This is a genomic window from Microbacterium sp. CH1, assembly GCF_001595495.1.
GTDB lineage: Bacteria > Actinomycetota > Actinomycetes > Actinomycetales > Microbacteriaceae > Microbacterium.
This window is the reverse complement of record NZ_LOSO01000018.1, coordinates 482,781-504,358: the sequence shown is the minus strand read 5'-3', so window position 1 is coordinate 504,358 and position 21,578 is coordinate 482,781. Positions and strand designations below refer to the sequence as shown.

At 71.5% G+C, this 21,578-nt stretch carries 26 protein-coding genes and 1 tRNA gene; 16 read left to right on the top strand and 11 right to left on the bottom strand.

The window, feature by feature from the left end; all coding sequences use genetic code 11:
* The first annotated feature begins 120 nt into the window (after nucleotides 1–120).
* The 5 genes from AUV07_RS13605 (at nucleotide 121) to AUV07_RS13585 (ending at nucleotide 5,537) form a co-directional block, all read left to right on the top strand.
* A complete protein-coding gene (locus AUV07_RS13605) occupies nucleotides 121–1,173 on the top strand; it encodes an alpha/beta hydrolase (protein ID WP_062636854.1) in 1,053 nt (350 codons plus the stop codon).
* A 274-nt stretch (nucleotides 1,174–1,447) separates the two neighbouring features.
* Nucleotides 1,448–2,299: a tryptophan 2,3-dioxygenase gene (locus AUV07_RS13600; protein WP_062636853.1), complete on the top strand. Its 852-nt coding sequence runs from the start codon at nucleotides 1,448–1,450 to the stop codon at nucleotides 2,297–2,299.
* Nucleotides 2,299–3,285 carry a hypothetical protein gene (locus AUV07_RS13595; RefSeq protein WP_062636850.1) on the top strand — a complete coding sequence of 329 codons (987 nt, stop codon included), beginning with the start codon at nucleotides 2,299–2,301 and terminating at the stop codon, nucleotides 3,283–3,285. Before AUV07_RS13600 ends, AUV07_RS13595 begins: the two co-directional genes overlap by 1 nt.
* A 1-nt stretch (nucleotide 3,286) precedes the next feature.
* Entirely contained in the window at nucleotides 3,287–4,726 is a 1,440-nt protein-coding gene (locus tag AUV07_RS13590) for an aminotransferase class V-fold PLP-dependent enzyme (protein ID WP_062636848.1), read from the top strand.
* Nucleotides 4,716–5,537: a PaaX family transcriptional regulator gene (locus tag AUV07_RS13585; RefSeq protein WP_082802964.1), complete on the top strand. Its 822-nt coding sequence runs from the start codon at nucleotides 4,716–4,718 to the stop codon at nucleotides 5,535–5,537. The genes AUV07_RS13590 and AUV07_RS13585 overlap by 11 nt, the downstream gene beginning before the upstream one ends.
* Here the strand turns inward: AUV07_RS13585 and AUV07_RS13580 are convergent.
* A complete protein-coding gene (locus tag AUV07_RS13580; protein ID WP_062636843.1) occupies nucleotides 5,534–6,025 on the bottom strand; it encodes an FBP domain-containing protein in 492 nt (163 codons plus the stop codon). The genes AUV07_RS13585 and AUV07_RS13580 overlap by 4 nt on opposite strands.
* Nucleotides 6,026–6,315: 290 nt before the next feature.
* Here AUV07_RS13580 and AUV07_RS13575 point away from each other — a divergent pair, with 290 nt between their 5' ends.
* Nucleotides 6,316–6,663 (top strand): hypothetical protein, encoded by a 348-nt coding sequence (locus AUV07_RS13575; protein ID WP_062636841.1) that lies wholly within the window; start codon nucleotides 6,316–6,318, stop codon nucleotides 6,661–6,663.
* A gap of 21 nt (nucleotides 6,664–6,684) precedes the next feature.
* On the opposite strand, the gene AUV07_RS13570 is transcribed toward AUV07_RS13575, so the two are convergent.
* A complete protein-coding gene (locus AUV07_RS13570; protein ID WP_025102514.1) occupies nucleotides 6,685–7,086 on the bottom strand; it encodes a hypothetical protein in 402 nt (133 codons plus the stop codon).
* 209 nt (nucleotides 7,087–7,295) lie between these two features.
* On the opposite strand from AUV07_RS13570, the gene AUV07_RS13565 reads away from it, so the two are divergent.
* Nucleotides 7,296–7,484 (top strand): CsbD family protein, encoded by a 189-nt coding sequence (locus AUV07_RS13565; RefSeq protein WP_311198242.1) that lies wholly within the window; start codon nucleotides 7,296–7,298, stop codon nucleotides 7,482–7,484.
* 69 nt (nucleotides 7,485–7,553) lie between these two features.
* Here the strand turns inward: AUV07_RS13565 and AUV07_RS17835 are convergent, their stop codons facing one another.
* The gene (locus AUV07_RS17835) at nucleotides 7,554–7,718 is read right to left on the bottom strand and encodes a hypothetical protein (RefSeq protein WP_164498167.1); all 165 of its coding nucleotides are present in this window, start codon (nucleotides 7,716–7,718) and stop codon (nucleotides 7,554–7,556) included.
* A 121-nt stretch (nucleotides 7,719–7,839) separates the two neighbouring features.
* On the opposite strand from AUV07_RS17835, the gene AUV07_RS13560 reads away from it, so the two are divergent.
* The 5 genes from AUV07_RS13560 to AUV07_RS13540 all read left to right on the top strand — a co-directional run bounded on the left by AUV07_RS13560 (nucleotide 7,840) and on the right by AUV07_RS13540 (nucleotide 12,050).
* Nucleotides 7,840–8,106: a DUF7218 family protein gene (locus AUV07_RS13560; RefSeq protein ID WP_025102516.1), complete on the top strand. Its 267-nt coding sequence runs from the start codon at nucleotides 7,840–7,842 to the stop codon at nucleotides 8,104–8,106.
* Between the two features lie 5 nt (nucleotides 8,107–8,111).
* Nucleotides 8,112–9,188 carry a carboxylate-amine ligase gene (locus tag AUV07_RS13555; protein ID WP_062636837.1) on the top strand — a complete coding sequence of 359 codons (1,077 nt, stop codon included), beginning with the start codon at nucleotides 8,112–8,114 and terminating at the stop codon, nucleotides 9,186–9,188.
* 38 nt (nucleotides 9,189–9,226) lie between these two features.
* On the top strand, nucleotides 9,227–10,633 hold the full coding sequence (locus AUV07_RS13550) for an MFS transporter (protein WP_062636835.1): 1,407 nt from the start codon (nucleotides 9,227–9,229) through the stop codon (nucleotides 10,631–10,633).
* A 167-nt stretch (nucleotides 10,634–10,800) separates the two neighbouring features.
* Entirely contained in the window at nucleotides 10,801–11,847 is a 1,047-nt protein-coding gene (locus AUV07_RS13545; RefSeq protein ID WP_062636833.1) for an iron-containing redox enzyme family protein, read from the top strand.
* On the top strand, nucleotides 11,844–12,050 hold the full coding sequence (locus AUV07_RS13540; protein ID WP_025102521.1) for a CDGSH iron-sulfur domain-containing protein: 207 nt from the start codon (nucleotides 11,844–11,846) through the stop codon (nucleotides 12,048–12,050). The genes AUV07_RS13545 and AUV07_RS13540 overlap by 4 nt, the downstream gene beginning before the upstream one ends.
* A gap of 6 nt (nucleotides 12,051–12,056) precedes the next feature.
* Here AUV07_RS13540 and AUV07_RS13535 read toward each other — a convergent pair whose 3' ends face one another.
* Nucleotides 12,057–12,836, bottom strand: coding sequence for a YggS family pyridoxal phosphate-dependent enzyme (locus AUV07_RS13535; protein ID WP_062636831.1), 780 nt, complete (start codon nucleotides 12,834–12,836; stop codon nucleotides 12,057–12,059).
* A gap of 72 nt (nucleotides 12,837–12,908) precedes the next feature.
* On the opposite strand from AUV07_RS13535, the gene gabT reads away from it, so the two are divergent.
* Complete coding sequence (gene gabT, locus AUV07_RS13530; protein ID WP_062636830.1) at nucleotides 12,909–14,252, top strand: 4-aminobutyrate--2-oxoglutarate transaminase; 1,344 nt, start codon at nucleotides 12,909–12,911, stop codon at nucleotides 14,250–14,252.
* Here gabT and AUV07_RS13525 read toward each other — a convergent pair.
* Nucleotides 14,236–14,916, bottom strand: a complete 681-nt coding sequence (locus AUV07_RS13525) for an HAD-IA family hydrolase (RefSeq protein WP_062636828.1) — start codon at nucleotides 14,914–14,916, stop codon at nucleotides 14,236–14,238. The two genes, gabT and AUV07_RS13525, sit on opposite strands and share 17 nt — an antisense overlap.
* Before the next feature lie 26 nt (nucleotides 14,917–14,942).
* On the opposite strand from AUV07_RS13525, the gene AUV07_RS13520 reads away from it, so the two are divergent.
* Entirely contained in the window at nucleotides 14,943–15,656 is a 714-nt protein-coding gene (locus tag AUV07_RS13520; protein WP_062636826.1) for a glutamine amidotransferase, read from the top strand.
* Nucleotides 15,657–15,721: 65 nt separating this feature from the next.
* Here AUV07_RS13520 and AUV07_RS13515 read toward each other — a convergent pair whose 3' ends face one another.
* Nucleotides 15,722–16,267, bottom strand: a complete 546-nt coding sequence (locus AUV07_RS13515) for a carboxymuconolactone decarboxylase family protein (RefSeq protein WP_062636825.1) — start codon at nucleotides 16,265–16,267, stop codon at nucleotides 15,722–15,724.
* Between the two features lie 121 nt (nucleotides 16,268–16,388).
* Here AUV07_RS13515 and AUV07_RS13510 point away from each other — a divergent pair, with 121 nt between their 5' ends.
* Complete coding sequence (locus AUV07_RS13510; protein WP_062636823.1) at nucleotides 16,389–17,240, top strand: AraC family transcriptional regulator; 852 nt, start codon at nucleotides 16,389–16,391, stop codon at nucleotides 17,238–17,240.
* 23 nt (nucleotides 17,241–17,263) lie between these two features.
* Here the strand turns inward: AUV07_RS13510 and AUV07_RS13505 are convergent.
* From AUV07_RS13505 to AUV07_RS17660, 4 genes are all read right to left on the bottom strand, one after another.
* Nucleotides 17,264–17,334: transfer RNA gene (locus tag AUV07_RS13505), tRNA-Cys, on the bottom strand.
* A 14-nt stretch (nucleotides 17,335–17,348) separates the two neighbouring features.
* On the bottom strand, nucleotides 17,349–18,596 hold the full coding sequence (locus AUV07_RS13500) for an aminotransferase class I/II-fold pyridoxal phosphate-dependent enzyme (RefSeq protein ID WP_062636821.1): 1,248 nt from the start codon (nucleotides 18,594–18,596) through the stop codon (nucleotides 17,349–17,351).
* On the bottom strand, nucleotides 18,593–19,948 hold the full coding sequence (locus tag AUV07_RS13495; RefSeq protein ID WP_062636819.1) for an aminotransferase class I/II-fold pyridoxal phosphate-dependent enzyme: 1,356 nt from the start codon (nucleotides 19,946–19,948) through the stop codon (nucleotides 18,593–18,595). The genes AUV07_RS13500 and AUV07_RS13495 overlap by 4 nt, the downstream gene beginning before the upstream one ends.
* Nucleotides 19,949–19,998: 50 nt before the next feature.
* Nucleotides 19,999–20,148 (bottom strand): hypothetical protein, encoded by a 150-nt coding sequence (locus AUV07_RS17660; protein WP_153245002.1) that lies wholly within the window; start codon nucleotides 20,146–20,148, stop codon nucleotides 19,999–20,001.
* A 193-nt stretch (nucleotides 20,149–20,341) separates the two neighbouring features.
* Between AUV07_RS17660 and AUV07_RS13490 the strand changes: the two genes are divergently transcribed.
* A complete protein-coding gene (locus AUV07_RS13490) occupies nucleotides 20,342–21,031 on the top strand; it encodes a DedA family protein (RefSeq protein WP_062636817.1) in 690 nt (229 codons plus the stop codon).
* A 57-nt stretch (nucleotides 21,032–21,088) separates the two neighbouring features.
* Here AUV07_RS13490 and AUV07_RS13485 read toward each other — a convergent pair whose 3' ends face one another.
* Nucleotides 21,089–21,574: a universal stress protein gene (locus tag AUV07_RS13485; RefSeq protein WP_062636929.1), complete on the bottom strand. Its 486-nt coding sequence runs from the start codon at nucleotides 21,572–21,574 to the stop codon at nucleotides 21,089–21,091.
* Nucleotides 21,575–21,578 lie beyond the last annotated feature (4 nt).

Genomic DNA, 21,578 nt, shown 5'->3' with positions numbered 1-21,578 from the left:
CCTCTCCCCCTGACCCCCCTCCCCGGGCCCGACCCGGCGTCGGGATCAAAAACGCACCCTTGTGCGGGGATTCCGGAACGTTTTCGATCCCACGAGGAGGGATGCTGGCACACTGAGGCCGTGGAAGACCTCAGGAGCAACGCCGCGCCCGCCCCCTCGAAGCCTGCCCGCAAGCCCTGGCGTCGCACGAAGATCGCCGTGGGCACCCTCGCCGCGGTCGCCGCCGTCGCCGCGATCGTCGGCGCGCTCACCCCCTGGCCGTCCGCGATGATCATCCGCTCCGTGTTCACGAAGGGCGGTGACGAGACCGCCGCCGAGATGACGAAGCATGTCCCGGACACCGCCCTCGACGAGCGGAAGAATGTCGCCTACGGTGACGCCGGCGCGGACACGACGATGGACGTCTTCCGCCCCGCGTCCGCCGACGGCGCACTGCCGACCGTGGTGTGGATCCACGGAGGCGCCTGGATCTCGGGATCGAAGGAGGACGTCGACCCGTACCTCCGCATCCTCGCCGCGGAGGGCTACACGACCATCGGCGTGAACTACACCCGCGGACCCGAGGGCGTGTATCCGCTCGCCGTCCACCAGCTCGACGAGGCCCTCGCCTACATCGACGCGCACGCGGCGGAACTGGGCGTCGATCCGCGCCGCATCGTGCTGGCAGGAGACTCCGCCGGGGCCCAGCTCGCCAGCCAGATGGCGACCCTCATCACGAATCCGGACTACGCGGAGATCCTCGGCATCCGCCCGTCGATCCGCGCCGATCAGCTCGTCGCGACCGTGTTGAACTGCGGCGTCTACGACCTCGCCGCACTGGCAGAACTCGACGGGGTCGCGGGATGGGGCTTCAAGTCGGCGATGTGGGCGTACTCCGGCACGAAGACCTGGGCGGAGGACTCGACAGGCGCCACGATGTCGACCGTCGATTGGGTCACGGCCGACTTCCCCGCGACCTACATCTCCGGCGGCAACGGCGACGGGCTCACCTGGCTCCAGTCGATCCCGATGTCGAAGCGGCTGCAGGAGCTCGGGGTCGACGTGACGCCGGTGTTCTGGCCCGCGCCGCACGAGCCGGAGCTCCCGCACGAATACCAGTTCCACCTCGATCTCCCCGAGGCCCGGAAGGCGCTCGCGGACACCATCGCCTTCCTCGACGCGCACACCCGCTGACCCGGCCCCTTTCGTCCGGCGCGGGGCTGCCACCGTTGCACGACCCCGCCACGGACGCACGACTCGTTCCGCCGGACGTCTGTCCATCCGTCCCCCGGTCGTGCAGGCGGACCGGGCACGGGTGCACGACCCCGCCACGGATGCACGAGCCGGGCACGGGCGCACGACCGAACCCTCCGGATACCCGTGCCGCTGTCGCCGGCTCGTGCAGCTGGACCGGGATCTGGACATAACGTCTCTGTGACGACCGGCACGGAAGTGATATGTTCACGGGATGCACACCGAGAACGAACGCGCGCTCGAGTCCGGGATCGTCACGGACCTCTCCGGTCGCATGACCTACGGCTCGTACCTCGCGCTCGACCAGCTCCTCACGGCACAGCACCCGGTGAGCGACCCGCAGCACCACGACGAGATGCTGTTCATCATCCAGCACCAGACGACGGAGCTCTGGCTGAAGCAGCTGCTGCATGAGCTCAGCTCGGCGCGGGAGCTGCTCGCGGCCGACGACCTGCGCGACGCCCTCAAGCGCATCGCCAGGGTCAAGCGCATCCAGGACGTGATGACGCAGCAGTGGTCGGTGCTCGCGACACTGACCCCGACGGAGTACGCCCAGTTCCGTGGCGCGCTCGGCAACTCGTCCGGCTTCCAGTCGGTGCAGTATCGCGCCGTCGAGTTCGCGCTGGGCAACAAGAACGAGAAGATGCTGAGCGTCTTCCGCGACCACCCCGCGAACCTCGCGCTCCTCACGGCCGAGTGGGAGAAGCCCACGCTGTACGACGAGTTCCTCCGCTACGCGTCGCGCCGCGGGCTCCCCGTCCCGCGCGAGATCCTCGACCGGGACGTGCGCCAGCCGTACCGCGAGACCCCGGCTCTCGTACCCGCCATCCGCGCGATCTACCAGGACCCGCGCACCCACTGGGACCTCTACGAGGCCTGCGAGGACCTCGTAGACCTCGAGGACAACTTCCAGTTCTGGCGCTTCCGCCACCTCAAGACCGTGTCCCGGACCATCGGGATGAAGGCCGGCACCGGTGGATCGAGCGGCGTCGGCTTCCTGCAGCGCGCCCTCGACCTGACGTTCTTCCCGGAGCTCTACACCGTCCGCACCGAGATCGGATCCTGATGCTCGCGGCGACGTTCTTCGACGGCGAGCGCTGGCGCGACGGCGTCGTCGGACTCGGCGCGGACGGGCGCCCCCAGCTCCGCGACGAGGCACCCTCCCCCGGCACCCCACCCCTGGTCGGACGCATCGTCGGCGGCTTCACCGACCACCACGTGCATCTGCAGCTCGTCGACCATGCACTCCTGGCCTCGTCGCGCCTCGGGCGGGTGGTCGACCTCGGCGGCGATCCGTCCACGGTCGCGGGGATCGCCCGGCACCACTCCGGAGATTCGTCGACCCGACGCGATTCTGACGCGTCGCGCACCGTCGACTACGCCGGCGCGTTCCTCACTCCCCCCGGCGGGTACCCTTCGAACCGCGCGTGGGCGCCGGCGGGTTCGGTCCGGGAGATCGCCGACTCCGCGGCGGCCGCGACCGTTATCGACGAGCTGGCGGCGGCCGGCGCCTCCGCCATCAAGGTCGCGAGCAACAGCACCGCCGGCCCGGTCTTCTCCGACGCCCTCTTCCGCGCGATCGTCGAGCTCGCCGCTGCGCACGGCTTCCCCGTCGTCGCCCACGCCGAGGGCCCTGGCGAGGCCCAGCGCGTCGTCCGCCTCGGAGCGAGCCAGCTCGCGCACGCCCCGTTCACCGAGCGTCTGGATGACGAGGAGATCGCGGAGCAGGCCGTCCGGGCCTCCTGGATCAGCACCCTCGCCATCCACGACCCCGCCGCGAGGGCCATCGCGATCGACAACGCCGCCCGCTTCCATGCCGCCGGCGGCACCGTCCGCTACGGCACCGACATGGGCAACGGTCCGACCCCCGTCGACCTGAACCCCGACGAGGTCCATGCCCTCCGCACCGCCGGGCTCGACGACGACGCCCTCCTCCGCGCCCTCGCGCCGGTCGACCCGCTCGATCCCCGCGCTCTCCTCCTCCTGCTGCCACCGCGATCCGCCGATCCCCTGGCCGCCCGCCCCCTCACCGCCGCCGACCTGAAGGTGTGACATGACCGACCGCTCCGCCGACACCGCCCTCCTCGACGCCGCCCGCGCCCTGGACGCGGCCGACCCGCTCGCCGCGCACCTCGACGCGTTCGTCGAGGCCCCGGGCGTCACCGCCTACCTCGACGGCAACTCGCTCGGGCGGCCGCTGCGCGACGTGCCGGAGAAACTCGCCGCGTTCGTGCGCGAGGACTGGGGCACCCGCCTCATCCGCTCCTGGGACGAGCAGTGGATGGCCCTGCCGATGGAGCTCGGAGACCGCATCGGCGCCGTCGCCCTCGGCGCGGGCGCGGGGCAGACGGTCGTGTCCGACTCCACGAGCGTCCTGCTCTACAAGCTCATGCGGGGGGCCCTTCGACAGGCTCAGGGACCCACGGGTGCGGCTCAGGGACCCACGGGCGCGGCTCAGGGACCCACGGGTGCGGCTCAGGGACCCACGGGTGCGGCTCAGGGACCCACGGGTGCGGCTCAGGGACCCGCGGGTGCGGCTCAGGGACCCACGGGCGCGGCTCAGGGACCCACGGGCGCGGCTCAGGGACCCACGGGCGCGGCTCAGGGACCCGCGGGGCGGACGGAGCTCGTGATCGAGGAGGGGAACTTCCCCACCGACCGGTTCCTCGCCGAGGGCGTCGCGGCGGAGATGGGGGCCACGCTGCGCTGGATCACGCCCGACCCGGTGCACGGCGTCACGGTCGACGACGTCGCGGCCGTGGTCTCCGAGCGGACCGCGCTCGTCTCGCTCAGCCACGTCGACTACCGCTCCGGCGCCCTCGCCGACATGGCCGCCATCACCGCCGTCGTCCATGACGCGGGGGCGCTCATGCTGTGGGACCTCTGCCACTCGGCGGGCGTCGTGCCGATGCAGCTCGACGACTGGGGCGTCGACATGGCCGTCGGCTGCACCTACAAGTACCTCAACGGCGGCCCGGGATCGCCCGCGTTCGCCTACCTCCGCCACGACCTGCAGGGCCTGCTGCGGCAGCCGATCCAGGGCTGGTGGAGCGCAGCCGACATCTTCGCCATGGGCCCGGAGTACGTCCCCGCCGACGGCATCCGTCAGCTCCTCAGCGGCACGCCCCCGGTGACCTCGATGCTCGCGATGCAGGGGATGATCGACCTCATCGAGCAGTCGGGGATCGACGGCGTGCGCGCGAAGTCGAAGTCGCTCACCGCACTCGCGGTCCGGGCGTACGACGAGCTGCTCGCGCCCCTGGACGTCCGCCTGCTCAGCCCTCGCGACCCGGCGCGACGCGGCGGACACATCACGATCGGCCACCCCGACTTCCGCGAGGTCACCCGGAGGCTCTGGGCCGACGGCGTCATCCCCGACTTCCGCTTCCCGGACGGGATCCGGCTCGGACTGTCGCCGCTCAGCACCTCCCACGCCGAGACCGTCGCCGGGGTACTCGCGGTCAGGGATGCGCTGGAGTCCGGTGTCTCCTGACCCCGCGGCGCCGGTCGTGCTCGATGACATCGACGCCCGCCCGGGCAGCACCGCCTCGCTCCTGCGCACGCTGATCGGACTGTACCTGCGCCCGCTCGGAGGCTGGATCTCGGCGGCCGACCTCGTGGCGCTGGCCGCCGACCTCGGCATCCCCGCCGCTCCCGCCCGGACGGGCATCGCCCGTCTCAAGCAGAAGGGCTTGCTCCTGCCGGAGCGCCGCGACGCCGTCGGCTACAGCCTGAGCCCGGCGGCCGTGCCCATGCTGGAGCGCGGCGACCGCCGGATCTTCCGGATGCAGGAGATGACCGACGACGATCCGTGGTGCCTCGTGTCGTTCTCGATCCCGGAGAGTGCGCGGAGCGTGCGTCATCAACTGCGCCGGCGCCTGCAGTGGATCGGCGCCGGCGTCGTCTCCCCCGCCCTGTGGATCTGCCCCGGGCACCTCAGGGCGGAGGCGGAGCAGATCCTCGACGACCTCGGTGCCCGCCGCTGGGCGACGCTGTTCGACGCCTCGGCCCCCGCCCCGGCCGGCACGCTGGCCGAGGCCGCGGCGGCGTGGTGGGACCTGGACGCGCTGCGCGGCGAGCACGAAGCCTTCCAGGCCTCGCTCGCGGCGCTCCCCGATGCGCCGTTCCCCGCGTACGTGCACCTCATCGACCGCTGGCGGGTGCTGCCCTACACCGATCCGGGACTGCCTCCGGCGATGCTGCCGGCCGACTGGCCGGGCGGACGCAGCTTCGAAGCGTTCGCCCGGCTGTCGGCGGCGTGGGCGGCACCCGCCCTCGCGCATGTCCGCGCCGTGACGGCCTAGTCGGTCCGGGCGACCTCGCGCACGAATCCGGTCACGTGCTCCTGCAGCCGCAGGATGCGCATCTCGCGCGCGAGCTCGCGGTCGTACCCCGGATAGGCCAACGGCGGGAGCGTGCGCACCGCCGCGTTGCAGCCGAACTCCGCGCACGCGAGCACACCGACCGTGTCGCCCTTGCGACCGGCGGCCCCGGCACGGCGAGCCACGTAGAGCTGCACGTCGTTGCGGAGCGTCACGTCCTCGCACCACGAGCACTGGGCGCGGGCGAGCACGCGCTGCTCGGCGCGCTGCAGCACGACTCCCACAGGCTCGTCGTCGATCCACACGACGACATAGGCGCGCCGGGGCAGCTTCGGGTCGATCCACCCGAGGTAGTCGAGCCGGTCGAAATCGGTCTCGGCGAAGCCGGGCGGCAGGGTGATGTCGGAGACCTCCTTGCGGGAGGCGTTGCAGAAGGAGGCGCGCAGGGCGCGCTCGTCGATGGGACGCATGAGGAAGAGCTTTCGGTGTGATCGCCGGAACGGCGAGACGGATCAGAGGATCACCCGGACGATGCCGGGGTACGACGCAGCACCGGGGACGGGGTTCCGCCTCCGGCCGGTCCTCAGCCTCTGCCTGCGGCGCTGAACGCGCCTGCAGCTCCGCTCCGCGCCCTGGGGGCGCTCATCGACGACAGCACCCCGCGAGCCTACACCCGTTTGTTTCGTCGCGTGTCGGGATCGCTGCGGGATCCCGACACGGTCGACGTACTCTGGCCGGACGCCGATCCGAAGGAGTCCCCGTGTCCACGCCGCTGCACCGCCGTCCGCCCCTCGAGGTGCGTGAGCGTGCGACGTGCATGTGCCGGAACGGCGGCCGCTGCTCCTCGTCGGCCCCCGGCCACGCCCTGCACCTGATCCAGGAGCGCCTCGCGGCGGCGACCCCGGCGCGATGGGCGGACGCGTTCGTGATCGCGGCGGATCCGGTCGCCGGAGACCTCGTCGTCCGCACGCTCGACGGCACCACGCACACGCTGTGGAACGGCTCCGGCGCCGCGCTGGAGGCCGCCATCGGCAGCCCGGTCGCCCTCCACCTGGACTACGCCGTGCTCGCCGTGGGACGCACCCGCTTCAACGTCGCCGTCGTGTGACGAGGGCCTGATCCCCTCGGGTCAGGCGCTCGCCATCATCATGTCGCGGACTGCCATGCACGCGTTCATGCAGGCCTGGCACGCCTGAGCGCAGAGGCGGCAGACGTCACTGTGATCGGCGTGCTGCATGCACTCGTCCATGCACATCTGGCACATCGCGATGCACGCGTCCAGCATCGCCATCATCGTGGCCGGGGTCATCCCCTGCATGCGGAGCATCGATCGCATCATCGTGTGGCACATGTCCGCGCAGTTCATGCACGCGGGGGCGCAGTCCATCTCCTGCGTCGCGCACACGGTGCAGGCCTGCTCGCAGGCGGCACACGCGTCCATACAGGCCTGGAGCACCGACATGTCCATCATCGCCATGTCGGGCATCGACTCCATGTTCTTGGACATGGCACCCATCATCATCGCGTCCATCGCACACCGCTCCCTTCGTCCAGGACGACGGGCAGGACACCCGCCTGGCGCCAGGCTAACCCCTGTGCGGTCGGGAGTCGATGGGGGCGGAACGCTGACACGCCCGTCGGTGAATGTCAATCCCGTGGACGGACCGCGACGCCGGTGCGACGCTCGAAGAGCAATCGATCCGTCCAGGAGAGGAGCCTCTTATGAGTGGCGCAGATGACATGAAGAATTCCGCTGAGAAGCTGGGTGGCAAGGTCAAGGAAGGCTTCGGCAAGCTCACCGACAACGAGAAGCTCGAGACCGAAGGTCAGGCGGATCAGGTGAAGGCCGACGCGAAGCAGGCCGGCGAGAACGTGAAGGACGCGGCGGGCAAGGCCGGCGACAGCGTCAAGGACGCGTTCAACCGCTGATCCCCCACCCGCTGAACCCATGAAGAGGGGGAGGCTCGCCGATGGCGAGCCTCCCCCTCCGCACTCGGGTCAGACCTTGCGGCTACCGGTGATCGCTCGGATCAGCCAGGCGATCACGGCGATGGCCAGGAGCACCAGACCGACCCACAGCAGGAACTGGAGCGACTGCACCAGTCCTCCGGTGATCGCGAGGATCACGGCGATGACGATGACGATGATCAGGAGGATGTTCATCGGTCTTTCCCTTCTCTGGGGGCGCGGGCGCCCGACTGCGGTGACCTCACGCTAGACCCGGACCACACCCTCTCTGGAGGGGGTTGACTTCCACCCTTTCGATGCGCGAAGGAGCAGAGCAATGCCAGGACGACGCAACAACTCGCTGAAGGATCCGGAGCTGTACGAAGAGCTCCGCGATGACGGGGCTTCGAAGGAGAAGGCCGCCCGCATCTCGAACGCGGCCGCACGAGACGGCCGCAGCTCCGTCGGCCGCCGCGGCGGGAAGCACGGGGACTACGAGGACTGGACCGTTCCCGAGCTGCGGAAGCGCGCCAAGGAGCTGGGCCTCACCGGCTACAGCGGCAAGCGCAAGGCCGAGCTCATCTCCGAACTGCGAAACCACTGACCCGGATGACGCGCTTCGGGATCGAGGAGGAGTTCCTCCTGCTTGATGAGGATTCGCTCGTCCCCGTCGCCCTCAGCGGTGACATCCTGGAGCGCATCGGCGATGACGTCACCGCCGGACGCGTGACCACCGAGTACCTGGCCTCGCAGGTCGAGGCGCTCACCGATCCGGTACGCAGCGGCACCGAGGCCGTCCAGCAGCTGACGGCGTTGCGCACGACCATCGGGAGGCAGGCCCGCGTCCGGCGCGCGATCGCGGCTCCGACCGGCGCGCCGTTCACCACTCTCCGTTCGCCGCGCCTCTCGCCGTCGGCGCACTACGACGACGTCGCGCGGCGGCTGGCGCACCTCACCCGCGAGCACGAGGTCAACGGCCTGCACGTGCACGTGGAGGTGCCGGACGAGGAGGAGCGGGTCCGCGCTCTGAATCGGCTTCGCGCGTGGCTGCCCCTGCTGCTCGCCCTCAGCACGAACAGCCCGTTCGGCAACGGTCTCGACACGGGCTTCGCGAGCTGGCGGAGCATGCTCATCCGCCGACTCCCCTCGTCGTGGTGCCCGCCCCGGTTCGCCGACGTCGACGACTACCGCACGCGCGTGGACCAGCTCCTCGACATCGGGACCATCGGCGAGGCGACCTCCCTCTCCTGGGCGGTGCGCCTCTCCGAGCGCTACCCGACCGTCGAGGCGCGCGTCGCGGACACGCAGCTCACCGCGGAGGACGCCGTCCTCTCCGCGCTGCTGACCCGCGGGATCGCCCTGTCGTCCGGCCAGCGGATCGTCGCCGATGAGACGGAGACGATCGACGCGTCGATCTGGATGGCGTCGCGAGCCGGGATGACGGCCCGCCTCCTGGATCCGCTCACGGGCGAGATCGCCCCGGCCTGGACCGTGGCGGAGCACCTGCTCGACGACATCGGCCCGGTGCTGGACGAGCTCGGCGATGCGGACGCGGTGCAGGCGGGCCTCGCGCGGATACGGGCCGACGGGACCGGCGCGGCCCGGCAGCGTGCGGCGCACGCACGGGACGGGCTCCCCGCGCTCCGACGGCTCCTGCAGGAAGGTACTGGAACACCGGCCGCCTGACCGGCCCTCGCGTCCGTCGCCCGGAGTAGGGTCGGCCTGTGTCATCCTTCGCCCCGCTCCAGCGGCTCGTCATCGCGATCGCCGTGCTGGCCTCGTTCGTCACGTTCCTCGACGGGACAGTGGTGAACGTCGCCCTTCCCGCCATCAGCGAGGAGCTCGGCGGCGGGATCACCACGCAGCAGTGGGTCGTCGACGCGTACCTCATCACCCTCAGCGCGCTGATCCTGCTCGCCGGCTCCCTGTCCGACGCCTACGGACGGGTGCTGGTGATGCGGATCGGCCTCATCGCCTTCGGCATCGCGTCCGTCGCGGTCGCCGCCGCGATCGACCCGCTCATGCTCATCGTGGCCCGCGGGGCCCAGGGGGCGGCCGGGGCCCTGCTTGTCCCCAGCTCCCTCGCGCTCATCACCGCGACCATGCGCGGCGACCTGCAGGCGAGGGCCATCGGCGTCTGGACTGCCTTCACCACGGCCGCTCAACTGGTCGGTCCCCTGCTCGGCGGGCTCTTCGTCGACTTCCTGTCCTGGCGCTTCGTGTTCCTCATCAACGTCCTCCCCATCGGGGTGACGCTGGTGCTGCTCGCCCGCCTGCATCTGCCGGAGCACCCGCGAGGCGTCCGCGTGGACTGGTGGAGCGGTGCACTGTGCGCCCTGGGCCTGGGCGCCATCGTCTTCGCCCTCATCGAGCAGCCGAATCTCGGGTGGGCCTCCCCCGCGATCTGGATCCCCGCCGTGGCCGGGGCCGCGCTCTTCGCCGTCTTCCTGTGGCGCCAGGGCCGCTCGGCCGCGCCGCTCATGCCGCTTTGGCTGTTCCGGGTGCGCGACTTCGGGTGGGGCAACCTCGCCACGCTGTTCGTGTACGCCGCGCTCTCCCTCAACGGCTTCGTCGTCGGCGTCTACCTCCAGCAGGGGGCGGGACTCAGCGCGACGGCGGCGGGGCTCGCGAGCCTGCCGATGACGATCCTGATGATCCTGCTGAGCTCCCGTGCCGGCCGGTGGGCAGGGCGCTGGGGCCCGCGCATCTTCATGACCGTCGGGCCGCTGATCATGGCCGTCGGAGCGCTGATGCTGCTGACCGTGAACGCCGCGTTCGACTACTGGGCGCAGGTGCTCCCGGCCATGATCGTGATGGGCCTGGGCCTGTCGCTCACCGTCGCCCCGCTGACGGCCGCGATCCTCGGGGCCATCGATGAGAACCACTCCGGCATCGCCTCCGCCGTGAACAACGCCGTCTCCCGCGTCGCCGGTCTGCTCGTGGTCGCGATGCTGTCAACCATCGTCGGCGGCACGCTCGACCTCGACGGCTTCCACAACGCCGCGTGGGTGACGGCGGCGCTCCTCGTGCTCGGCGGCGTCGTGTCGTGGATCGGGATCCGCCGGAACCCCTCGGAGGCCGCGGCCCCGCCCGCCGACGCCCCGGCGCAGCCGACGCCTCAGCCGCGATGAGCCTCCCTCGTCCCCCGCGCGGTCGCGTACACGGCCAGCTCCGACGGCGTCTCGGCGAGCTGTGCCCCGATGCGCTTGCCTGCCGAGCGCCTCGGCGTCAAGTCCCTGGCGGTCGCCGCTCGCGCGGGTGAGGATGCGGGTGATCGATCCGATGGGAGCCCCTCCTCATGACCGTTTCCACCCTCGACGCCGACACCGCCGTCGCCTTCTCGCCGCGCGGCCCCTTGTCGAGCGCCGTCCTCGGCGTCCTCACGGGTCGCGGTGACGACGCCGCCACCCTCCCCGACCTCGCCGCCGCAGCCGTCGCCGCGAGCGACGACGTGGTCAGGGACGACGACATCCAGCTCGCCCTGTTCGTCCTCTACGCGTCCTCCTACGGCTCGCTTCCGCAGCTCGATGCGAGTCTCGAGTGGGATGCCGGGGTGGTCACGGCACGCCGCATCCTCGAGGACGCCTTCGAGGCCGCACTGCGTGACACCGTGCCGGTGCCCGAGCTTCCGGAGGCCACGGTCGACGCCGTGGGTCGCGCCCTGTTCGCCCTCGCCGCCGCGGACACCGGCCCCAGCCTGTCGCGCCACATCGCCAGGAAGGCCACCCGCGAGCAGGCCGAGGAGTCCCTGATCCTGCGATCGGTGTACACGCTGCGGGAGGCCGATCCGCACTCGTGGGCGATTCCGCGGCTGACCGGGCGCCCCAAGGCCGCGCTCGTGGAGATCCAGTCGGACGAGTACGGCGGCGGCCGCCCGCAGCGGGTGCATGCGGAGCTCTACGCCCGAGCGCTGCGCGCCGCAGGACTCGACGACACGTACGGCGCCTATGTCGACGACGCTCCGGCGATCACGCTCGCCTCGCACAACATGATGAGCCTGTTCGGGCTCAACCGCCGGCTCGTCGGCGCGATCGTCGGTCATCTCGCCGCCTACGAGATGACCTCGTCCATCCCGTGCCGGTTCTACGCCGACGGTCTGCACCGGCTGGGGTTCGCCGACGAGGTCGCCGCGTACTTCGAGGAGCATGTGGAGGCCGACGCGGTGCACGAGCAGATCGCCGCCCGTGACCTCGCGGGCAGCCTCGCCGAGGACCGTCCGGAACTGCTGGCGGACATCCTGTTCGGCGCGGCCGCGTGCCTCACGGTCGACGGCTGGGCCGGAGCCCACACCCTCGACGCCTGGAGCGAAGGGCGCTCGGCACTGCGGGAGAGGACGACCGCATGAGCGGCCGGGACGAACCGGTCACGGTCACCGCGTACCCCGACGGCCCGCTGCTCGTGCGCGGCGAGATCGAGCTGCACGCGAGCGACGGCACGGTGATCGACCCGCGCCGACGCACCGTGGCCCTATGCCGCTGCGGGCTCTCCGCGCTCAAGCCCTTCTGCGACGGCACGCACAAGGCGGCCGGCTTCCGCACCGAGGACTGAGCAGGGTCAGCCCTCCGGCCAGTAGTGACTGTCGGGGACGGCACGCGCACCGAAGATCGCCTGCCCGACCCGCACGCACGTCGCCCCCTCCTCGACGGCGATCTCATAGTCGCCGGACATGCCCATCGACAGGGCGCCGTCGCCGATGAGTTCGGGGGTCTCCTCGCGCGCCCTGTCCCGAAGAGTGCGCAGCAGCGCGAAGCACTCCCGCACCCGGGCGTCGTCCGGTGTGAGCAGCGCGAGCGTCATCAGCCCGCGGACACGGAGGGCACCGTAGGACGGCAGGGCCTTGAGGAACCCCGGGAGCTCCTCGGGCGGCATCCCGAACTTCGAGTCCTCGGCCGAGGTGTTCACCTGCACGTACACGTCGAGGCTGCGCCCCGCGGCCTGCAGGCGCCGGTCCAGGGCCTCGGCGACCCGGAGCCGGTCGAGCGCCTGGAACTCCGCGGCGAACGAGGCGACGTCCCTGGCCTTGTTCGTCTGCAGGTGGCCGATGACCACCCAGTCCACGTCGAGATCGGCCGTCTCCCGGTTCTTCCGCACGGCTTCCTGCACCTTGTTCTCCCCGAGCCGGTGCAGCCCGGCGCCGATGGCCACCCGCACCCGCTCGGTCGGGACGGTCTTGCTCACCGGGAGCAGGTGCACCGCACCGGGTTCCCGTCCCGCACGCTCGGCGGCGGCGTCGATACGGGCGCGGACGGCGGCGACGTTGGCGTGGAAATCCGCGGCGGTGACCGCCGTCGGGTAGCGCTCCGGGCCATCTCCCACGATCTCGGACTTTGACATAGGCCAAAATCTAACATAGCTTCGGGACACGTCGCGCGCCCGCCGACGCCCCTTTCGCGAAGGAGCCCTCTCATGTCCGCACCCGGCCTGTTCTCCGACATCGCCCTCTCGACCCCGCGCCTGCGTACTGAGGTCCCAGGGCCGCGGAGCCGGGCGCTGCACGAGCGCCGGCAACGGGTCGTCCCCCGCGGCGTCGGCAGCGTGCTCCCCGTCTACATCGAGCACGCCGACGGCCCCTGGGTCACCGACGTCGACGGCAACCGCTTCCTCGACCTCGGCAGCGGCATCGGCGTGACGACGATCGGCCACACCAACCTCGCCGCCGTCACCGCCGCGGCCGAGCAGCTCGATCGGGTCACGCACACGCTCTTCACCGTCACCCCGTACGAGGGCTACGTGCGCCTCGCGGAGCTGCTCGCGGAGAAGGTGCCCGGCACTCACGAGACCCGCACGGCCTTCGCGAACTCCGGCGCCGAAGCCGTCGAGAACGCGGTGAAGATCGCCCGGAGGCACACGGGACGGCGCGCGGTCGCCGCCCTCGACCACGCGTTCCACGGGCGCACCAACCTCGCGCTCGCCATGAACCACAAGGCGGCGCCGTACGGGACCGGGTTCGGCCCGTTCGCTCCCGACATCCACCGTGTCCCCAATTCCTATCCCTACCGGGACGGCCTCGACGGGACGGAGGCCGCGGCGCGCACGATTGCCCATCTCGAACAGCACATCGGCGTCCACGACCTCGCCGCCGTCATCGCCGAGCCCATCCAGGGCGAGGGCGGCTTCGTCGTCCCTGCCGCGGGCTACCTGCCGACCCTGCAGGAGTGGTGCACCCGGAACGGCGTGGTGTTCATCGCCGACGAGATCCAGACGGGCCTCGGGCGCACCGGGACGTGGTTCGCGAGCACGCACTTCGACCTCGTTCCGGACCTCGTGCTCACGGCGAAGGGCATCGCGGGCGGGTTGCCCCTGGCCGGGGTGACCGGCCGCGCCGAGATCATGGACGCACCCGACCCGGGCGGCCTCGGCGGCACGTTCGGCGGAAACCCGGTCTCGATCGCCGCCGCCATCGCGGTGTTCGACGAGCTGGAGCACGGGACCTTCTTCGCAGACGCCCGGCGGATCGGCGCGCACCTGTCCGCGCGGCTCGAGGGGCTGCGCGCCCGTCACGCCGTCGTCGGCGACGTCCGCGGGATCGGTGCCATGCAGGCCTTCGAGCTGAGCATCCCTGGCACGACGCGACCGCTGGCCGGGGCCGCCTCCATGGTCGCGGAGTTCGCCGCCCAGCGCGGCATCCTGCTGCTCACGGCGGGCAGCGACGGCAACGTGATCCGCTTCCTGCCGACGCTCACGACGACGGACGAGCAGCTCGACGTCGCGGTGGACGTCATCGACGAGGCCCTCAGCGCGCTCCGCTGAGCACTTGCAGGCACAGCGCTTCGCCGCTCCAGCGCACGCGGGCGAGGTCGTGCACGATCAGGTCGGGGTGGGCCGCCGCAGAGCTGGCGCCCACTCCGACCACGAGCCCCGCGCCGGCCGCCCGCGCCGCACGGATCCCCGGGGCCGAGTCCTCGAAGACCACGCAGTCCCGCGGGTCCCGCCCGAGCAGACGCGCGGCGCGGAGGTAGGGGTCGGGCGCGGGCTTGCCGCGGTCCACGTCTTCGGCGGCGACGAGCAGGGCGGGTGCCGGGATGCCCGCACCCCGCATCCGCGCGGTCGCGACCGCCCTGTTGCTGCTCGTCGCGACCGCCCAGAGCTCGGACGGCAGCGCAGCGAGCAGGGCAGCGGCCCCCGGGATCCCGGTGGTCGCCGGGGCGACGGCGAGCTCTCGCGCGAGGAGATCGACGGTCGCCTCGGCAGCCCGCTCCGGCCCGACGATCGCCGCGACCACCTCACTCGGTCGCATGCCGTGCGGGGCGTCTCGGAGGAAGTCGAATCCCGGGGCGTACAAGTGGGCCCAGGCGTCCCACGCGATCGCCGCCGAGGGGACCGAATCCACCGGCACGCCATCGCAGTCGAACAGGACCCCCGCGGCGTGCACGATCACCTCGGAGCCCTGAACCTCCTGTGCTATTTTTGGCATAGGTCAAATCTATCCGAGGAGAGTGCATGTCCGCGTCCCGCACGCCCCGCACGGCCGTCGCCGTCCGCCACGTCCCCTTCGAAGACCTCGGGATCCTCGCTCCCCTGCTGACGGAGCGCGGTTACGAGACCACCCTCCTCGATGCCGGCATCGACGAACTCGACGCGGACGCCGTCGCCGGAGCCGACCTGCTCATCGTCCTCGGCGGACCGATCGGGGTGTACGACGACGATCGCTACCCGTTCCTGCGCTCCTCGAAGGCCGCCGTCGCGGCGCGACTCGACAGCGGCGGCGCCACGCTCGGCGTCTGCCTCGGCGCGCAGCTCCTCGCCGAGTCCCTGGGCGCAGCGGTCCGGCCGACCGGCGCGGTCGAGATCGGCTTCGGTCCGCTCACGCTGACGCCCGAGGGCCGGGAGTCGGTCCTGGCCCCGCTCGACGGCGAGCCGGTGCTGCACTGGCACGGGGACGAGTTCGCGATCCCCGCCGGGGCGCAGTCCCTGGCGCACACGCCCGGCTTCCCGCATCAGGCCTTCGCGGTGGGGCGCACTCTCGGCCTCCAGTTCCACCTGGAAGCCGACCACCGCGTCATCGAGCGCTGGCTCATCGGCCACGCCCATGAACTGCATCACCACGACATCGACCCGCGGGTGATCCGGGAGCAGGCACGCGCCCTCGGCCCCCGGCTCGAGACGCTCGCCACCCGCGTCCTCACCGACTGGCTGGATGCGGTCGAGGCCTAGCGAGCCGGCCGGGGCAGCGGAAGAGGCCGGACCCCCAGCGAATCCGGCCTCTGCTCCCCTCGACCTCAGGCGGCGCGACGCAGCGGCACCGTCGGGAAGTCGATCGGCACGTCGAGCGCGATGTTCACGTAGTTCGTGAAGAGGTTCAGCGCGACCTGGCCGATGGTCTCGACGATCTGCTCGTCGTTCCAGCCGTGCGCGCGGAGGGCGTCGACGTCGGCCGAGCTCACCTGACCCCGCTCCTCGACGAGCTTGAGCGCGAAGGCCAGCAGTGCCGCCGTGCGGGGGTCGTCGGAGGCGCCGTCCTGGGCGGCGGCGAGCACCTCGGTCGACAGGCCGGCCTTCTTGCCGAGCGCGGTGTGCGCGGCAAGGCAGTAGCCGCACGAGTTGCGGTTCGCGACGGCGACGGCGATCTGCTCACCCAGGGCCGCACCAAGCGTGCCCCCACCGTAGGCGCCGAACGCGCTCCACATGCTGGTGAGCGCGGCGGGCGAGTTCGCGACCGCGCGGAACATGGCGGGGACGGCACCGAAGGCGGAGCCGATCTGCTCGAGCTGGTCCTTGACGGGGCCGGTGGCGGTCTCACGGTCGACGAGAGGGACGTTGGGCATGGGTTGCTCCTTTGTTCGAGACGAGCCGGGTTCGGCTTCCCCTTCAGTCTTCCGCGGCAGTGAGTACGATACGTATCATTTGATCTTGCATTCATGACACATCGTCCAGAAGAATGGAGGAATGCCGCCGCTCGACCGCCTCACCCCGTTGCTCGACCGCTTCCGGGTGCGCAGCCGCCTGTTCCACACCGGACCACTCTGCGGCACCACGGTCTTCGCGGCGAGCGCGGGCCACGGCTTCCTCCACGTGCTGCGTCGCGGCGAGATGGAGGTGACGCATCAGCGCCCGGACGGACGCATCGAGCGCGAGACCATCACCCGCCCGAGCCTGTTGTTCTTCCCCCGCCCGATCGATCACACCTTCCTCAACGCCCCGACCGAGGAGTCCGACTTCGCCTGCGCCACGATCGACTTCGACGGCGGGACGACGCATCCACTCGTGCGCACCCTGCCCTCCGTGATCGTCCTACCGCTCGACGAGGTGGCCACCCTCGCGCCTGCGCTCGACCTCCTGTTCGCCGAAGTCGACAACGTGCGCTGCGGTCGTCCCCTGCTCGCCGACCGGATGTTCGAGGTCGTGCTCATCCAACTCCTCCGCTGGATGCTCGACCACTCCGGTGAGCTGGCGCTTCCCCCGGGACTGCTGCCCGGACTCTCGGACGAGCGTCTGGCACCCGCGCTCGTGGCGATGCACGAGGCGCCCGGCGACCCCTGGAGCCTCGACACGCTCGCGCGCACCGCAGCCATGTCGCGCAGCGCCTTCGCCGCCCGCTTCAAGGAGGTCGTCGGCCGCGCGCCGGGCGACTACCTGACGGAGTGGCGGCTCACGATCGCCCAGGAGCAGCTGCGTGCCGGCATGTCGGTGAGCGCGGTCGCCGCCGATCTGGGCTACGCCAGCGCGTCGGCGTTCTCCCGCGCGTTCGCCCAGCGGCTCGGCCATTCGCCGCGCGCCTGGCTCGGCCTCGCGGCCTGAGGGCGGCGGGGGTATCGGCTCAGAGGTGGAGGCAGGAATCGAACCTGCGTGCACGGTCTTGCGGACCGCGACCTGGCCACTCGGTCACTCCACCGGGTTCGGGCGTCGTCAGTCCCGGGGCGGTGAGTACCCCTGCAGGAACCTGCCGAAGCGCTGCACGGCGTCGACGAGGACGTCGGTCTCGGGCAGGAAGGCGACGCGCACGTGGTCGGAGTCCGTGCCGTTGAAAGCCCGCCCGTGCACCAGGAGGATGCGTTCCGCATCGAGGAGGTCGAGCACCAGGCGCTCGTCGTCCTGGATGCCGTAGACCTCCGGGTCGAGCCGCGGGAAGAGGTAGAGTCCGCCACCGGCCTCCTGCACCGCGACACCGGGGATCTCCCGCAGCGCCGCCGTCGCCGCGTCGCGCTGAACCGTCAGACGCCCCTCCTCCGCGACGAGGGCGTCGAGCGACGTGTCGTGCTCCAGCGCCGCCGTGATCGCATGCTGCGCCGGTACGGACGCGCACATCCGCATCGAGGCGAGCAGCCGCACCCCGGAGAGGAAGGCGTCGTCTGCCGCGAACCCGGTCGTCAGCGCCCAGGCCGCCCGATATCCGGCGACGCGGTGCGTCTTCGAGAGTCCCGCGAAGGTCACACATGGCACATCGGGCGCGACCTGCGCCGTAGAGAGGTGCGTGAAGCCGGGGTACACGACGCGGTCGTAGATCTCGTCCGAGAGCAGGAGGAGTCCGTGACGACGGGCGAGGTCGGCGATGCCCTCCAGCGTCGCGCGGTCGTACACCGCCCCGGTCGGGTTGTTCGGGTTGATGATGACGATGGCCACCGTGCGCGGTCCGATCGCCGCAGCCATGGCCTCGAGATCGGGACGCCAGCCGGCCTCCTCGACGCAGGGGTAGTGGACCGGCTCTCCTCCGGCGAGGACGGTCGATGCCGTCCACAGCGGATAGTCGGGGCTCGGGATGAGCACCTCGTCCCCCGGTTCCAGGAGCGCCTGCAGGGTGAGGCCCACGAGCTCGGACACCCCGTTGCCGACGGTCACCGCGTCGATCCCCAGGGCCGGGAATCCGGGACGGCGCGCATAGTGCGCGCAAATCGCCTCGCGCGTCTCCGGCAGACCGGGGGACTCGGAGTAGCCGTGGGCACGGGGAAGCGCCGCTCGCAGCGCCTCCACGATGACCGGCGGCGCCTCGAAGCCGAACGGGGCGGGATTGCCGATGTTCAGGCGGAGGATCTGCTCGCCGCGGGCTTCCAGCTCTGCCGCCCGCTCCGCCACCGGACCGCGCAGGTCGTAGAGCACGCCGTCCAGTCGCGACGACCGCCCGACCCGGAAGACACCCGCTGTTTCGCCCTGCGTCACGCGCCCTCCTCGGTCGAGACCGGGCCGGCAGCTGCGGCGACATCGTCGGCCAGGCGACGCAGCTCCGCATCGTCGAGCTCGTGCACGGTCACCCGCACCTGGCGCCCCCCGGCGGATTCGTCCTCCAGAGTGAACTCGGAGCCCGGACGGACGAGCCAACCGCGGCGCGCCAGTCGATCCGCGACCACGGCGGCCTCCTCGCGGACGTCGACCCACACGTTCAGGCCGCTCTCCCCGGAGGCCTCCACTCCGCGGGCGGCGAGGAGCGCCACGAAGGACCGGTTGCGAGCGGCGTAGCGGGCGCCCGCCGTCGCGATCAGCCGATGGACCTCCTCGTCACGGAGCATGGCCGCGGCGAGCTGCTGCATGACATGGCTCACCCACATCGTCCCGGGGCTGAGCCGGAGGGCGAGCCGCTCCGCCGTGACCGGGTCCGAGGCCGTCACCGCCAGGCGCATGTCCGGCCCGAGGAACTTCGACACCGACCGCACGAGGGCCCAGCGTTCGTGCGCCGGGCCGATGATGCTCGCGTAGGGCGTGGGGGCGAGCAGGGAGAAGTGATCATCCTCGATCAGGAGGACATGCGGATGGGGCGCGAGCACCTCCTGCAGCTCCGCAGCGCGGGCGGCGCTGGTGCTGACCCCGGTGGGGTTGTGTGCACGGGGCGTGCAGACGATCGCGCGCACGCCGGCCTCCAGAGCCTCGCGCACTCCCTCCACGGTCAGCCCCTCGTCGTCGACCGGGATGGCGACGGGCGCGTACCCGGCCAGCCGCGCGGTCTGGATGCTGGAGAGGAAGCAGGGGTCTTCGAGGCCCACCCGGTCGCCGTGCACGAGCGTCTGGGCGAGCAGCCGCTCCACGGCGTCGACGGCGCCCGCGGTGACCGAAAGCCGGAAGGGGCGCGGCTGGTCCTCTGCGATCCAGCGCGTCGCCCATTCGGCGAGTTCGGCGTCGATCACCGACTCGCCGTAGAGGACGGACCGGGGATGCACCGTCGCGAGCGCCGAGGCGAGATCGGGAAGGAAGGTCGCCTGGGGGTTCCCACTGGCGATGTCGCGCAGGGCCGTTCCGGGCGTGAAGCCCTCATCCGGCGTGGCAGCCGGTCCGAGCACCGTCGTGCCGGTGCGCCCGCCGGTGGTCGCGATGCGCGCCGTCACGAGGGATCGATAGGCCGCGAGCACGGTGTTGCGATTGACGCCGAGGCGCTGTGCGAGCGTGCGGACAGGAGGGAGGCGGTCGCCGGCGACGAGGGTCCCCCGTTCGACGAGGTCACGCACGCTCTCGGAGATCTCGGCGGCGGTGACACCGCTGATCGCATCGGTCTCGCCGTCTCTGCTCTCCGCCGTGCCCATGACTCGACGGTAGGGGAGATTTTGACCTATGTCAAAACCTCCCCCACCGATCAGGGACGGTCGTCGACCTCCACGCCGTCCTCGATCTCCTCCGGCTCCAGATCGGTCACGTCGACCTCCGGGGCGTCGCCTTCTCCGTTGTTGGCGGTCGGGGGCTCCCCCTGGAACCCGGTCGTCTCGTCCTGGCGCGGATCGGTCATACTGCCTCCTCGGTCGATGGGGTTCCATGATCTCCGTACCGTCGGACGGCGGCGAGCGCCTTGACAACGCCGACTCCTCCCGCTCCCTGCGCACGCAGGCGGAGTCCAGGGAAGCGCGATACCGTGCAGAGGCGATGTCTGCTCCGACGGACCCGCTCTCCACGATCACCGCGATCCCCCGACAGAGGACACGATGACCCCCGGCACCCTGCCCCTCGCCGCTTCCACCCCCGGCTACGACGGATTCATCGGCTGGGTGCTCAGCCTCATCGAGACCCTCGGCGAGGTCGGTGTCGGCCTCGCGGTGCTCATCGAGACGTTCGTCCCCCCGATCCCGTCCGAGGCGATCCTGCCCGCGGCGGGTTTCCTCGCCTACGACGGCCGGATGAACGCCTGGGGCGCCTGGGCCGCGGCCACCCTCGGAGGGCTCGTCGGCGCGTGGATCTGGTACGGGCTCGGCGCGGCGGTCGGCCGGGACCGCACCCGACGCATCGTCGGACGCATCCCCCTCCTCGACCACGACGACTTCGACAAGGCGGAGGCGTTCTTCGCCCGCTGGGGCGGCGGCGCGGTGCTGTTCGGCCGCTGCGTTCCTCTCGTGCGCTCCTTCATCTCGATCCCCGCCGGCATCGAACGCATGGCGCTGTGGAAGTTCACGCTGTACACCCTGGCCGGGTCGGCCGTCTGGAACGGCATCTGGATCGGCCTCGGGTTCGCGTTCGGCCCCGCCATCCGGCCGATCCTCGAGCAGTGGAGCGGCGTGATCTCCGACGTGGTCGTCGGCCTGCTCATCCTGCTGCTCCTGGTGTTCATCGCGCTGCGCATCCGCCGCCGCGTGCGGGAGGCCGCGGCACGGCGCGCGGAGGACAACGGGTCCGCCTGAGTGCCCTCCGTCCGGCGGCTTCACGGAGAAGTCCGCCGAGACGAAGGGCACCGGGAGTCAGTCCCTCGGAGTGGCGGAACGAGCCGCGGCGACGGCGTCGGAGGGGATGACCAGCGTGGGCCTCGTGGCGTGGTGGAGGACGTTCGCGGAGGTGCTGCCGAGAACCGTCGCGGCGAGTCCCCGTCGTCCCCGCGAGCCGAGGACGATGAGCGTGCTGTCGCGTTCCTCCGCGGCGGCGATGATCGCCTCCGACGCGGAGACGACGCTGGACGACACCAGCGGTTCGGCGCGGAGGCCGAGCGCGCGGGCGAGTTCCGCTCCTGCAGCCGCGACCTGCTCAGACGCGTCGAGGAGCGCCGCATCCACGCCCTCCAATCTCTCGAGCACCGGGTGCCCCTGAAGGTGCGCCGCGAAGCCCTCCATCGGCTGCCGGGCGAAGAAGATCACGGCCTCCGCACCCGGGAAGAGGGTCGCAGCGGCCTCCACGGCCGTGCGGGAGTTCGGGGATCCGTCGTAGGCGATCAGGACTCTCGGAATGGACATGGTG